Genomic DNA, 14,040 nt, shown 5'->3' with positions numbered 1-14,040 from the left:
TTACCGCTTTGCTCTACCAGCCTTGGTTATGGGTGTGGACCAGCACAGGGCTTTCGAGGCCATCGAGGAGGGGCGCGTGCGCCTGCTCATGCTTGTGGACGACGAACCGGCGCAGCGCCGCCTCGTTGCCGCGATCGCGTCGCGTGCCGGATGGCGCACCGTGTTCGCGCCCGATTCGGAGACCGCGATCGCCATGCTGGGCACACAGGACGGCATGATGCTGGACGCGATCCTGCTCGATCAATGGGCGCCCGGCTCCGACAGCGCAGAGCTGATCGCCGAACTCAAGGCCCGACGCCCCGCGCTACCCATCCTGCTGCTCACCAGTTCAGGCTCCACCGAGGGCGCCGTCGCCGCCATGCGCGCGGGCGCGTCCGACTATCTGATCAAGCCCGTCGCCCCCGAACGGCTGATGACCGCGCTCGATCAGGCGGTGGAGAGCACCAATCAAGCGGGCGAGCTGCAACCGCTCAGCGAGAAACTGGGGCAGGAACTCGCCTTCGAGGAGATCATCGGCGCAGCCCCCGCCTTCCGCACCGCGCTCGCCATCGCCGCCAAGGCCGCGCGCAGCCGCGTGCCGGTCTTCATCGAGGGCGAAGGCGGCGTGGGCAAAGAGACGCTGGCCGACGCGATCCACGCCGCCTCCCCGCGCGCCAAGCAGCCGCTGCTCAAGGTCTCCTGCGGATCGATTGCCGAGAACCTGCTCGATTCGGTGCTGTTCGGGCATGAGAAGAACGCTTTCACCGGCGCGTTCGACCGGCGCGTCGGCCTCCTCCAGCAGGCGGACGGCGGCACCATCTTCATCGACGAGATCGACAAGCTGCCCAGCGCCACGCAGGTGCGGCTCGTTCGCCTCGTCACCGACAACGAGATCCAGCCGCTCGGCAGCCCGCACAGCTACCGTATCGACGTGCGCCTCATCACCGCCGCGGACGAGCCGCTGGAGCCGATGCTGGCCGCCGGCACCTTCCGGGAAGACCTGTTCTACCGCATCAACGTGGTCCAGCTCGCCATCCCGCCCTTGCGCGAACGCACCGGAGACCTCAGCGCGCTGGCCCGCCATTTCCTCGCCCGACTCGCCACCCAGCCGGGCCTCCGAAGCCTCGGCATCACCGACGAGGCGCTGGCCCTGCTGCGGGCATATGACTGGCCCGGCAATGTGCGCCAGCTGCAGGACGTGCTCTTCCGCGCCTCTGTGCTGTGCGAGGGCGATGCGCTCACCGCCGCCGAGTTCCCGCTGATTGCCGAGGCGGTGCGCGCCAGCGGCGTCGCCACCGCGCCGCCGACCCAGCATGCCGACGGCATCGGCGTGACGCTGTACGAGGCGGACGGCAACCTTCGCCCGCTCGACGCGATCGAGGCGGACGTCATACGCCTGGCCATCGGCCACTATCGCGGACGCATGACGGAGGTCGCCCGCCGCCTCGGCATCGGCCGCTCCACGCTCTACCGCAAGCTGGCCGATCTGGGCATCGACAACGCCGCGGCCTGACAGCCGCTTGGGGGCATCGACAACGCCGCCGCCTGAGCGCGGCCAACGATCCCTCCAAAGCTGTCACGCTTGTCGCCCCGCGCGGCTTTTGCGCAAAACCGTTCGCAACATGCCGAGCTCCCACGCGCTCAGCGCCTCGCTGCCGTCCGGGCCAACCAGCGCCGGAGCCGCAGCGGCAGACGCCGCCGCCGCCCGATCCACAGAGCGATCCGCCACCCGATCCGACGCCGCAAGCAAGCGCAGCAGCAGCCGCGTATCAAACCGCCGCATTTCCCCCAGCTTGCGCCCACGATGGACCAGCGGCACGCGGTGCCCGTGCACGGCGATGTCGCGCAAAATCTCCTCCGCATCGCCGCGCGCCATGGCGATCGCCACATCCCAGGCCTCGGCAAACCCCTCTCCACCGGGGCGCGAACGCAGCGCCAGCGCCGATTGCCGCGACAGCCCGACGGACCGCGCCGCCAGCGTCACACTCGCCCCGCGCTGCAACGCCGCGATGAACGCACGCTGCCGTTCCGCCGACCAACCCCCCGCCCGCCGCCGCACCATCGGCACCGGATCGAACGCGATCGGCGCCGCCACCACCGCTTCCCGCTCCCCCAAAGAGCGCGAGCGGGCGGCGGCATGCGGCAGACGATGACGGCGCGGCGTACGGGACATGCCCCGCTTGTTTCACCTTTGTTCCTACATTGGAAGAGGGCGGACGTCTAAATCGTCAGACCGCTTTGCGCCCTAATTCCAGTCATCCACGCTGGGGGCCGCCCGCCTCAAAAGCTGCCAGTCCTTCGATGGCCGTGCGTTGATGTCGGACCGTATCGTTCGATGGCGGGAACTTTGACGAAGCGCCAACGTCCCAATATTCGCTGCCAGGCAATAATAAGTTTTCTTGCCCATCTGACCCTCAGCGTGCCATCGTCCTCAAGATGTCCAAAATTGAATTGCCGCTGCCACTTATCGAAGCCGTAAAGGGGTCTCGCGTCATTCCCTTCTTGGGAGCGGGAGCTTCCAAGGAGGCGACCGATTCGCACGGAGCTAGGCCACCCAACGCAGACCAACTGCGTGACGCTCTGGCGCAGCAATTTTTCGGCAAGCCGATACCCAACAGAGACTTAATGACCGTCGCTGAGATGGCGATCCGCAACGGTGCCGGGCAATCACTGGTGTTTGAGGAGGTCCGGAAAATCCTTGCGCCGTTCGAGCCAGGCGATGCGCATCGAGCTCTCGCGGACTTCAATTGGCGGATGATCGCGACTACCAACTACGACCTTTTGATCGAACACGCCTATGCCGATGTAAAGGCTCCACGGCAGAATCCCGTAAGGTTCGTTAAGGATGATGAACCAGTCGAGGCGCGCCTGCAGGAAACGGAGCGGCCTGTGGCGTACCTGAAACTGCACGGATGTCTTGACTACATCCATGATCGCGACATTCCGCCCATCCTGACAAAGGAAAGCTATTCGAGATATAAGGCCAATCGCACGCGGTTGTTCGGCAGAGTGGCTGATTATGCTCATGAATCGACCCTGATTTTCGTCGGGTATCGGCTAGACGATCCGCACCTCAGGAATCTGATTTACGACATCGGAATCGATAAGCGCCCTCGATGGTTTATGGTGACGCCGGATGCCGAGGACTACGATATAGACTATTGGAGCACGCAGAACGTCGGCATCATCAAATGTCGCTTCGGCGAGTTCATGCAAGCGCTCTCGGATGAAATCCCGCCGCTTTTCAGGCAGCTCGCCCATTCCGCGCAGACGGCCGACCTTCCGGTCCGAAAGCACTTTCAGACCAATGAACCGGAAAGCGAGAACCTAAGACGGGCATTCGCAAAGGACCTCAGATACATCCATGCGAACATATCATCCGAGGAGCAATCGCCCGAGCAGTTCTTCCAAGGCTATGATACCGGTTGGGGTGGCATCCTGAATCGCTACGATGTACGTCGTAAGGTCGAGGATGACCTCCTGTTTAAGGCGCTGCTCGAAAACGAGAAGCCTACAGGACCAAAGCTTATCATGCTTCGTGGTGCGGCGGGTGCAGGGAAGACGATTGCTCTGAAGAGAACCGCGTTCGAGGCCGCGACCGCTTCGGGGGCTATCACCTTGTGGCTCGTAGAGGGCGGCGCGCTGCATTTTGACGTCCTTGCGGAACTGTATGAGTTGACCCGCCAGCCCATCTATATGTTCGTCGACCAGATCGGCTTCCGGGTGCCCCAAGTCCTCTCCTTTCTGAAAAGCGCTCGTGCCCGTTCTCTGCCGGTTATCGTGATCGGCGCCGAGCGTGATGCGGATTGGAACAGCTATTGCGGTGCGCTGGAGGCCGAATTCCCGCCGGAGTTCCTCAGAGTTGGCAATCTGTCGATGGCGGAAGTGGAAGGCTTGCTCGATCTGCTGGAGCGGCACGGGTGCCTCGGACTTCTCGGCAAGCTTTCACGCGACGATCAAGTTAAGGCGTTCATGGACAAGAACAGAGCGGACAGGCAACTGCTCGTCGCCCTTCACGAACTCACTCTCGGAAAGCCCTTTGAGAAGATCGTTCTCGAAGAGCATCAGCGAATCTTCCCGGACCAGGCGCAGCAGCTCTATCTCGATATCGCCACTATGCATCAGTTCTCCGTAAACGTCCGTGCCGGGATCATCTCCCGGATCTCAGGCATCGCGTTTGAGGACTTCCAGTCGCAGTTTCTCGAACCATTGCGGAGCATCGTTCGCGTGGACAGAGACCCTTATTCGGGGGACCTTTGCTACAAAACGCGCCATCCACGCGTGGCTGCTATCGTCTTCAGGGAGACCTGCCCTGACGACGAAAGCAAGGCTACGCAGTTGAAGCGTATCGTCGAAAACCTCGATGTAGGATATTCCGTCGATAAGCGGGCGCTCGAGGAAATCTGTCGGGGCAGGACGCTTGCAGAGACCTTCGCTTCGATCGAGCAGGCGAGAGAGGTCTATCAGGCGGCGATCACGGCGGCCCCTAAGCAGGCATTCCTCTACCAGCAGTGGGCTTTGTTGGAAGCTCACCATCGGGAGGGTTCTTTGACGGAGGCCTACCGGCTTGCCGGAGAGGCTCACGATCTAGAGCCGCGCAATAAGACAATTACTCACACACTGGCGGAGATCGACAGGAAGCGGGCCAATGTTGAAGAGTCAGAGCTTCTCAAGGATTCGCTTCGTCGCCGAGCGCGCGAATGGCTCAACGACATGCCGGCAAATGACCGATTTGCCACATCGAGCCGCTGCAAACTTCTGGTTGACGAAGTCGTTGACTTGGCTGCTAAGGCCGATGCCACCGGAAGCCCGCATGACGCTGTCGCCTATGCCGAGAAGGTCAAGGCTGCCGAAGGCGCGATTCTCCGTGCGCAGCAGAGCTTCCCTGAGGACGCCGACATCGATCAGGTCGAAGCGCGATTCCGTGATGAGGTGGATGAAGAGGACAAGGCGCTCCGCGCCCTCGAACAGGCGTTGGCGGCAGGAGCGCGAGGTTCCGGCACGGCGATAAGAGTCGCGAGAATGTATGATGCTCGAGGCCGATCTCCGGACGCCCTCAAAGTTCTCCAGGCGGCTTTGGGTCGGAGCCCGGACGACAGGGCCGCGCATCATGCGATGGCCATACACCTTATGCATGCCGAAACGCCTGACCTAGGCGTGATCGAGGATCACCTAAGGAGGAGTTTTTCTAGGGGTGATCGGAATTACGAGAACCGCTTCGACCTCGCTCAGCTGCTATTTTTTAGCGGACAGATCCCTGCGTGCGAGGTGATGTTTGCGGAGATCGATCACGGTGCTCCTGAGGATTTCCGTCGGTCGACGCCAAGAACGGAGAATGTTTTCACTCGCAGACTTAACCGCTATTCTGGAAGGATCACCTCGATTAAGCCCGGCTACGCTTTTCTGCGCAGCTCCGCCTACCTGATCGATATATTCGGGCATCGCTCGATGTCAGATGCAGACACATTCGACGATCTAATGATCGGAGATGAGATCAATTTTAGGATTCGCTTCAATCGACAGGGCCCCACCGCAGTGGATATGAGATTGGGTCGGGCGGCATGATTTGAATGATAAGCGACGGCCTTTTGCGTCGCCTGCAGAGCTACAGAGCGCAAGCCGCAACGGCAGGTCTCGACCGGGTGTCGACAATACCAGTCAGTCTGCCTTCGACCCAACAAAGGATTTTGCAATGGGGCCAGCCGCTGCATAGGCCCTCGTTTTGCTAATCACCCAGTGGCAGTATTATTTCGATTCCTAGATGCTCGTTGCATCCAATATCACGCGGACAGTCTCCTCTGGCCGATCCCACATCGGGAAGTGCCCGCTACGATCGAACCAGTGCAGCGTCGCTTCAGGGAAAGCCTTGATCGCGCGATCCGCCTGCTGCGGTAGACACAGCCGATCCTTGCGTCCCCAGCCTATGACAACAGGCGCAGCCGTTTTCGCAGGACCCTCCTGCATCGCGCCGTTGGCGAGGTCCTTCACAAGCGACTTGACGGTGCGCGTGTCAGCCAACGACTTCAATTCGCGCGCGACGAATGCCCCGTCGAGCGCCCACGGCGTTGCAGAGAGCTGGGCCAAAAGCGCGGTCCGGCCGGCGACATTTCCGGTGATGGCAGAAAGCGCTGGTCGTAGCGCGCGAACCAGGGCAACCGATGGCGTTATGGTCGTCTTGAAGAAGGTGCGCTCCCACCCCTGCCAGAAGCCGCCCGGATCCAGTGCGACAACCGCGCCCGCTTGGCCGCGCCGCGCCATCTCGAGCACCAGGCGAGCTCCCAGCGAGCTGCCAACCATATCAATACCTGTGAAATTCTCCGCGCCGAGCCATTCGTCGAGACTGCGCGCAAGTCCGTCAAACGTGCCGCTGTCGGCCTCTTCGGGTGTTTGTCCATGGCCGGGCAGGTCTATGGCAATTACCTCCCTGACTTGAGAAAGCGCAGGCGAGATCGTGTCCCACGAGCCGCAGGTCGCCCCCAGTCCGTGGACAAGGAGGAGGGGTTTTCCGCGCCCCGTGCGCGTGTAGTGCATGGTCATGTAATGGTAACGCCTCGCACCGACTTATAGGCCCGTAGATGTCCATATTGCCGAATGTGAGGCCAACAGCGGACGGTCCGCACCCGGCCCATTAGCTGTCTCGCCCCCCCCCCATTGCCTCCGCATCCCCGCGCGCCTATCACGCGCCATGTTGCTGCGTGGGGGCGCGGTTGTTTGTTGTTGATCGAGGCTCTTTGACCCAGTTCCTCCCCGCCGAAACGCCGCCCACCCGTGAAGCGTCCTTCGCCGATGCGGCGTCTTCCTCCCCCCATGCCTCCACCCGCGCCGCGTTCGATATGCCGCCGGAGCCGTCCTGGATGGACCGACTGCGCGGGCGGTTCGGGGAGCGGGCGGGCGGCATCGCGCTCACGCTGCTGATCGAGGGGCTGCTGGTGCTGGCGCTGCTCACCTTCGGGCCGCGCGTCATGGAGCCGCAGCGCAAGGTGGCGGACATGACCACCGTGCTCGACATCGCCGCTCCGCCCGCGCCCGAGCCTCAGAGCCCCGCGCCCGAAACCGCAGCGGACGAGCCGCTGGCCGATCCCGACGCCGCGCCCCCGCCCAGCGAGCCTGCCCCTGCCCAGCCCGCGCCTCCGGTTCCGCCCAGCAAGGCCGCGCCGCCGTCCGCGGTCACGCCGCCGCAGGTGCAGGTGACGAAGGCGCCCGCGATGATCACGCTATCGCCCAACCAGATGGCGGCGGCGGATCTGAACAACATGCCGGCGAAGCCCGCGCCCTCCGCCTCGGCCGCGCCCAAGCCGATGATGGGGCCGGTCGGCGGCCCGCGGCGCGGCGATACCGAGCGGGTGGGCACCGGCAAGAACGGCCAGCCGCTCTACGCCGCCGCCTGGTACCGCGAGCCGACCGATGCGGAACTGAAGGGCTATCTCTCAACCGTGGCAGAGCCGGGCTGGGCGACGATCGAGTGCCGCACGGTGGCGAATTTCCGGGTGGAGGACTGCACCGGGCTGGACCAGTCGCCCGCGCGATCGAACATCATGCAGGCCGTACTCGCCGCCGCCTGGCAATTCCGCGTGCGCCCCCCGCGTGTGGGCGGACAGAGCATGGTGGGCGCCTGGGTGCGCATCCGGATCATCTATTCCCAGTGAGGCCGCATTCCCGGTGAAGGAGGCGGGGGCGGCGGGACGTGCGCGATCCCTTGCCTAACCATCGCAAGCACGCCACTATCGCGGCGCATTATCAACCGGAGCTTTCGTCCCCATGCGCATTGTCCATGCCGTCGCCCTTGCTTTGCTTTCCACCACCGCCGTCGCCGCGCAGGCGCCGTCCGGCCCTCCCGGATCGCCGGACGTGTCCGCCATCAGCGGCGGGCATTATGAGGCGGACCCGGCGCATACGCTGGTGGTGTGGACGCTCGATCATATGGGGATTTCGCCCTATACCGGCATCTTCGGCGATGTGACGGGCATGCTTATGTTCGATCCGAAGAACCCGTCCGCCGCCTCCGTCGATGTGACCATTCCGGTGTCCAAGGTGGTGACGGCGAGCCAGGGGCTGACCGATCATCTGCTGCGGCCCGCCAAGGACGGCGGCGACCCGGATTTCTTCGGCGCGAACCCGGCCGATGCCCGCTTCGTTTCCACCGATGTGAAGGTGGAGCGCCAGAGCGCGACCATCACCGGCAATCTGACGCTGAACGGCATCACCAAGCCGGTGACGCTGAACGCGCGCTTTTACGGCGCGGGCCAGTTGCCCGAGCAGATGGGCGGCGGCGAGGCGCTGGGCTTCAGCGGCACCGGATCGATCAAGCGCAGCGATTTCGGCCTGGGCTACGGCATTCCGATGGTCGGCGACAATGTGGACCTGCAGATCGAGGCGGCGTTCATGAAGAAGGCAGGCTGACCCGCCTTACGCCCGCGCGGTGAGGGCTGCGTCGCGCAGGCCCCGCCAGACGCGGGCGGCCTGCACCGTTTCGGGCACGTCGTGGACGCGCACGATCTGCGCGCCGGCCTCGATCGCCTTCGTCGCCAGGAACAGCGATCCGCCGAGGCGCTGGTCCGCGGGCGCTTCGTTGGACAGCGCGCCGATCATGCGCTTGCGGCTGGCGCCCACCAACAGCGGGCAGCCAAGGCCGTGATAAAGCGTCAGATTGTTCAGGATCGCGGCGTTGTCCGCCACCGATTTGCCGAAGCCCAGCCCCGGATCGATAATGAGGCGTGCACGGTCGATCCCCGCCTCCACCAGCGCGGCGATGCGGCGCTCCAGCCAGTCATATACGTCCAGCGCCGCGTCGACATAGGCCGCACCCTCATGCGGGTTCGCCCCTTGGCTGGGCGCGTGCATGATGCAGATCGGTACCTCGCTCGCCCTCGCCACCTCCAGCGCGCGCGGATCGTGCAGCAGCGCGGACACATCGTTGATCAGATGCGCACCGGCGGCGAGCGCGGCTTCCATCACTGCGGCCTTGCGCGTGTCGATCGACACCGGCGTGCCGGAGCGCGCGAGTCGCTCGATCACCGGGCGGACACGTTCGATCTCGTCGCCTTCCCACACGGTGGGCGCGCCGGGGCGGGTGGATTCCCCGCCGACATCGACCAGCGAAGCTCCGGCTTGCGCCATGGCCACCCCCGCTTCCGCCGCGGCGGCGGGATCGTCGGTGAAGCGCCCGCCATCGGAAAAGCTGTCGGGCGTCATGTTGAGGATGCCCATGACATGCGGCTGATCGAGCCGCAGCACGCGCTCACCCAACGTCAGCGCCGCGCGCGGGCTGGTGAGGTTTCGCCAAATGGTGCGCGCGCGGGCTTGTGCGTCGCCGGTAAGCGCATCGATCTGCGCCGGTACATCGGCGGCGGCGACCATGCGGCGCGTGCCGTCCTCGATCCATTCGACCGCGCCGAACCACAGCATCGTGCCCGCCAGCCGCTCCCCCGCCCCGTCATGGCGCTGCGGGCTGTCGATGAAGGCGGTGGGGCGAAGATAGAGGGTCATGGGCGGCCTTTGGGAATGCAGGTTCTGGTTGCGCTCTACGTCATTGCGAGCCGAAGGCGAAGCAATCCAGGGCTATTGTAGCGCTGCGTCCGCACTGGATTGCCGCGTCGCTACGCTCCTCGCATTGACGGGGGTAGCCCACGGCCCACCCCCGGCCCCTCCCGCAAGCTGGAGGGGAGTTACGCCTCCGTTGCCAGCAAATAGGTCTGGCGCAGGGCGTCGACCGGTTTCAGCGCGCCGTCTTCGGCCTCGTAATGCCAGAAGGTCCAGCCATTGCAGCTCGGCGCGCCTTGCAACACCGCGCCCATTTTGTGCAGGCTGGCGGTTTCGCCCGCATTCTCCAGCGATCCGTCCGCGCGCACCGTGGCGGTGAGTTTGCGCTTCTTGCACCACAGCTTCGCGCCGGGCGCGAGATAGCCGGTTTCCACCAGCGTGCCGAAGGGCACCTTGGGTTGCTGGCGCGGGCTCTGCATGGTTTTGAGCGCGCTTTCATCCAGTGGCAGCGCCGCCTCGATACGCTCCAGCGCGACTTCGCAATAGCCGTCCTCCCGCTCGATGCCGATCCACTGGCGACCAAGCCGCTTGGCGACCGCGCCGGTGGTGCCGGTGCCGAAGAAGGGATCGAGCACGATGTCGCCGGGGTTGGTGGTGGCCAGCAGCAGGCGATAGAGCAGCGCTTCGGGCTTTTGCGTCGGGTGTGCCTTGTGCCCGTCCTTCTTGAGCCGCTCCTGCCCGCCGCAGATCGGGAAGCTCCAATCGCTGCGCATCTGAAGCTCATCATTCAGCGTCTTCATCGCGCGGTAGTTGAAGGTGTATTTCGCCTTCTCCGAATGCGCGGCCCAGATCAGCGTCTCATGCGCGTTGGTGAAGCGGGTGCCGCGGAAATTGGGCATGGGATTGGACTTGCGCCAGACGATATCGTTCAGGATCCAGTAGCCCAGATCCTGCACCGCCGCGCCCACCCGGAAGATGTTGTGATAGCTGCCGATCACCCAGAGCGATCCGGACGGCTTCAGGATGCGGCGTGCCTCGGCCAGCCAGGCGCGCGTGAAGGCGTCATAGGCGGCGAAGGTATCGAACTTGTCCCAGTCATCCGTCACGGCATCGACATGGCTGCCGTCCGGACGGTGCAGATCGCCGCCGAGTTGGAGGTTATAGGGCGGATCGGCAAACACCATGTCCACGCAGGCATCGGGCAGCGCGCGCATCGCCTCGATACAATCGCCGCGCAGAATTTCGCCCAGCGGCAGCACTGCCGGCGGCGCGATATTCGTCTTCTTGCGTGACGGCGCACGCGCGATGGTTTCGATGACCCCCATCGATCTCCCTTCCCTGTTTCGGCCCCCAGACTGAGTCCGACGGCGCGCTAGGTCAAGCGGCTTAACCCTGCGCTGGAAGCGTGAAACGATGGTTAACGGAGCGGGAACGAAATGAGTCCCCCACGACATATGGGGCCTGTGGATAGCTTGTGGGTATAGATATGGGGTGTGGCCAAAAAGACTCGGCTGTTCTTAAAACCTTCTCCCTCGAGGGGAGAAGGATACGGAGCCTTACCAGCTTGCTGGTTAGGCCACGTTGGATGAGGGTGGAGCCCAGCGGCGCCGACGTTAACGCGCATCCGCCCCGCCCTCACCGCTGCGACTAGGCAGCAAGCTGCCAAGTCTCGCTCCTCCCCCCCTCAAGGGGGAGGGGGTTTAGATCAGCAGAAGCTGCGCCACCGGAGCAAAACTGCGGCGGTGCAGCGGGCTGGGGCCATGTTCGCGCAGGGCCGCGAGATGCGCGGCGGTGCCGTAACCCTTGTTCCGGTCCCAGGCATAATGCGGCCAGCTTTCGGCAGCCTCACACATCAGCGCATCGCGATGCTCCTTGGCGATGATCGAGGCGGCGGAGATGCAGCGTTCCAGCCGGTCCCCGCCCACCACGGCGCGGGCGGGCCAGCGCCATTCCGCGCGGCGCCCTGCGGGGGTAAGATTGCCGTCCACCAGCACTTCCGCCGGATCGCAGCCATGCCGTTCGCACATCGCCTCGATCGCGCGGGCCATGGCGAGCATGGTCGCCTGGAAAATGTTGAGCGCGTCGATCTCCTCCACGCTGGCGATGCCGATGCCCCAATGACAGCGCTCCTGGATGCGCGAAGCGAGCTGCGCGCGCCGGGCTGCGCTCAGCACCTTGCTATCGGCAAGGCCGCGGATTTCCTTGCCGCACAGGATAACGGCGGCGGCCACCACCGGGCCGGCGAGCGGTCCGCGCCCGGCCTCGTCCACGCCTGCTACGGAAGCGGGGGCAATGGAAGAAGGGTCATTCAAAGCTCTTCTACTTTCACCGCCTGCTGCCCCATCGGCCCGTTATCGGCGACAAAGTCGGGCGCGGCGCGAAGGCTTGCGCGCACGAAGGCGCGGGCTCGGGCGATCGCATCGGGCAGCGCTTTGCCCTCCCCCAGCCCGGCGGCAATGGCGCTGGCGAGCGTGCAGCCGGTGCCGTGATCATGCGGCGTATCGATGCGCGCATCGGTCCAGCGGGTTTCGGTGCCATCCGCCGCGATCAGCCGATCGGTGATCTCGGCGCCCTCGGCATGCCCGCCCTTTACCAGGAGAGCGGTGCCATGGGCCAAAATCGCGTCCTCACCGCCCAACGCGGCCAGTTCTGGCAGGTTCGGCGTCACCACGGTGGCGACGTTCATCAACGATCCGAACGCGGCAATAGTGGCCTCGTCGGCGAGCACCGAGCCGCTGCTGGCAACCATGACGGGATCCAGAACAATGGAAATGCTTTCGCCTAAGCCGGTTAGCATCTCCGCCACCGCCTGCGCCGTTTCCGCGCTGCCGATCATACCGATCTTCACCGCGTCCACACCGATATCACTCACGCAGGCCTCGATCTGATCGAGCACCATTTGCGTCGGCACGGGGTGCACGCCGTGAACGCCGCGCGAATTCTGCGCGGTGATCGCGGTGATCGCCGTCATCGCGTGGCCGCCAAGCATGGTGACGGTCTTGATATCCGCCTGAATGCCCGCGCCGCCCGAACTGTCCGATCCGGCGATGATGAGGATGCGTGCGGGCCGACTGGGGCCATGAATATCCTTCACGCTGCGGCCTGCACCGCCTCGCAGATGCGGTCCACCACCGCTTCGACCTGCGCTTCGTCGTCGCCCTCGGCCATCACGCGGATCAACGGTTCGGTGCCGGACTTGCGGATGACGAGGCGGCCCTTGCCGCTCAGCTCGCCCTCGGCATCGGCGATGCATTGCTGCACGGCCTTGTCCTCCAGCGGCTTCGCGTCCGCGCCGTAGCGGACATTCTTGAGGAGCTGGGGCACCCGTTCGAACAGGTGCAGCAGCTCGCTCGCCGGTTTGCCGCTGTTCACCAGTTCGGCCAGCACCTGCAGCGCGGCGATGGTGCCGTCGCCCGTCGTCGCATGATCGAGCATGATCATATGGCCGGACTGTTCGCCGCCCACATTCATGCCCTTGCGCCGCATCATTTCCAGCACATGGCGATCGCCCACCTTGGCACGGTGCAGCTCCAGCCCCTCGCTCTCAAGGAAGCGTTCAAGGCCCAGATTGCTCATCACCGTGGCGACGATGCCGTCCCCGCGCAGCAGGCCGTTGCGGCTCCAGCTGCGGCCGATCAGCGCCATAATCTGGTCGCCATCGACCTGCTGGCCCTTCTCGTCGACCACGATCAGCCGGTCCGCATCACCGTCCAGCGCGATGCCGATGTCCGCCCCGGCGGCAACCACCGTGCTCTGCAGCGTCTCGATATGGGTGGAGCCGCAGGCATCGTTGATGTTCTTGCCATTCGGATCGACACCGATGGTGGTGACCTTCGCGCCAAGTTCCCAGAAGGCTGACGGAGCCACCTGATAGGCCGCGCCATGCGCACAATCGACGACGATGTGCAGCCCGTCCAGGCGCACGTCCGCCGGCAGCGAAGCTTTGACGGCATGGATATAGCGACCGCGCGCATCCTCCACACGGCGGGCACGGCCGATCTCTCCGGCATCGGCCAGCGGAATGTCGCTGCTGGCCAGCAGCGCCTCGATCGCGGCCTCATCCTCGTCCGAAAGCTTGAAGCCGTCGGGACCGAAAAGCTTGATGCCGTTATCGACATAGGGGTTGTGACTGGCGGAGATCATCACGCCCAGATCCGCGCGCATCGCCTGCGTCAGCATGGCGACGGCGGGCGTCGGGATCGGCCCGAACTGCACCACGTTCATGCCTACGCTGGTAAATCCCGCGACGAGCGCGTTTTCCATCATATAGCCGGACAGGCGCGTGTCCTTGCCGATCACCACGCGGTGCTTGTGGTCCCCGCGCAAGAAGTGGGTGCCAGCGGCCTGGCCCACCTTCATCGCGATTTCCGGCGTCATCGGCGCGCTGTTGGCGCGGCCACGAATGCCGTCGGTGCCGAAATAACTGCCTGGCATAAACTCTCCCTTGGCTGGTCGGCGCCGCTCTTACCCTCGCGCCGCCGGAATTGCGAGAGGGCGTGCCCAACCCCAGCTTTACCCGCCCTCAAGCAGCGCTGCTTGGACTTGGGCGCAACCGCGCCTATCACCACCGGTTCAGCAGGG

At 64.6% G+C, this 14,040-nt stretch carries 11 protein-coding genes; 4 read left to right on the top strand and 7 right to left on the bottom strand.

Annotation, left to right across the window (positions count from 1 at the left end):
• Positions 1 to 28 precede the first annotated feature (28 nt).
• Positions 29 to 1,492, top strand: a complete 1,464-nt coding sequence (locus H7X45_RS01325; RefSeq protein ID WP_187335783.1) for a sigma-54-dependent transcriptional regulator — start codon at positions 29 to 31, stop codon at positions 1,490 to 1,492.
• Positions 1,493 to 1,555: 63 nt separating this feature from the next.
• On the opposite strand, the gene H7X45_RS01320 is transcribed toward H7X45_RS01325, so the two are convergent.
• Positions 1,556 to 2,152 carry a hypothetical protein gene (locus H7X45_RS01320; RefSeq protein WP_187335782.1) on the bottom strand — a complete coding sequence of 199 codons (597 nt, stop codon included), beginning with the start codon at positions 2,150 to 2,152 and terminating at the stop codon, positions 1,556 to 1,558.
• Positions 2,153 to 2,415: 263 nt separating this feature from the next.
• Here H7X45_RS01320 and H7X45_RS01315 point away from each other — a divergent pair, with 263 nt between their 5' ends.
• On the top strand, positions 2,416 to 5,544 hold the full coding sequence (locus H7X45_RS01315; RefSeq protein WP_187335781.1) for an SIR2 family NAD-dependent protein deacylase: 3,129 nt from the start codon (positions 2,416 to 2,418) through the stop codon (positions 5,542 to 5,544).
• 192 nt (positions 5,545 to 5,736) lie between these two features.
• Here H7X45_RS01315 and H7X45_RS01310 read toward each other — a convergent pair whose 3' ends face one another.
• Positions 5,737 to 6,516, bottom strand: coding sequence for an alpha/beta fold hydrolase (locus H7X45_RS01310; protein WP_187335780.1), 780 nt, complete (start codon positions 6,514 to 6,516; stop codon positions 5,737 to 5,739).
• A gap of 194 nt (positions 6,517 to 6,710) precedes the next feature.
• On the opposite strand from H7X45_RS01310, the gene H7X45_RS01305 reads away from it, so the two are divergent.
• Both H7X45_RS01305 and H7X45_RS01300 read left to right on the top strand, forming a co-directional pair.
• On the top strand, positions 6,711 to 7,625 hold the full coding sequence (locus H7X45_RS01305; protein ID WP_246449554.1) for a hypothetical protein: 915 nt from the start codon (positions 6,711 to 6,713) through the stop codon (positions 7,623 to 7,625).
• A 112-nt stretch (positions 7,626 to 7,737) separates the two neighbouring features.
• Positions 7,738 to 8,379 (top strand): YceI family protein, encoded by a 642-nt coding sequence (locus H7X45_RS01300; RefSeq protein WP_187335779.1) that lies wholly within the window; start codon positions 7,738 to 7,740, stop codon positions 8,377 to 8,379.
• Between the two features lie 6 nt (positions 8,380 to 8,385).
• Here H7X45_RS01300 and folP read toward each other — a convergent pair whose 3' ends face one another.
• From folP to glmM, 5 genes are all read right to left on the bottom strand, one after another.
• A complete protein-coding gene (gene folP, locus H7X45_RS01295; RefSeq protein ID WP_187335778.1) occupies positions 8,386 to 9,465 on the bottom strand; it encodes a dihydropteroate synthase in 1,080 nt (359 codons plus the stop codon).
• A gap of 179 nt (positions 9,466 to 9,644) precedes the next feature.
• The gene (locus tag H7X45_RS01290; protein ID WP_187335777.1) at positions 9,645 to 10,784 is read right to left on the bottom strand and encodes a site-specific DNA-methyltransferase; all 1,140 of its coding nucleotides are present in this window, start codon (positions 10,782 to 10,784) and stop codon (positions 9,645 to 9,647) included.
• Positions 10,785 to 11,159: 375 nt separating this feature from the next.
• Positions 11,160 to 11,771 carry a ribonuclease HII gene (locus tag H7X45_RS01285; RefSeq protein ID WP_246449553.1) on the bottom strand — a complete coding sequence of 204 codons (612 nt, stop codon included), beginning with the start codon at positions 11,769 to 11,771 and terminating at the stop codon, positions 11,160 to 11,162.
• Positions 11,768 to 12,553 carry a bifunctional hydroxymethylpyrimidine kinase/phosphomethylpyrimidine kinase gene (gene thiD / locus H7X45_RS01280; RefSeq protein WP_246449552.1) on the bottom strand — a complete coding sequence of 262 codons (786 nt, stop codon included), beginning with the start codon at positions 12,551 to 12,553 and terminating at the stop codon, positions 11,768 to 11,770. The genes H7X45_RS01285 and thiD overlap by 4 nt, the downstream gene beginning before the upstream one ends.
• Complete coding sequence (glmM, locus tag H7X45_RS01275; protein ID WP_187335776.1) at positions 12,550 to 13,893, bottom strand: phosphoglucosamine mutase; 1,344 nt, start codon at positions 13,891 to 13,893, stop codon at positions 12,550 to 12,552. The genes thiD and glmM overlap by 4 nt, the downstream gene beginning before the upstream one ends.
• Between the last annotated feature and the right edge of the window lie 147 nt (positions 13,894 to 14,040).

Source organism: Novosphingopyxis iocasae (assembly GCF_014334095.1).
GTDB classification, from domain to species: domain Bacteria; phylum Pseudomonadota; class Alphaproteobacteria; order Sphingomonadales; family Sphingomonadaceae; genus Novosphingopyxis; species Novosphingopyxis iocasae.
This window is presented reverse-complemented; position numbering and strand designations above follow the sequence as displayed.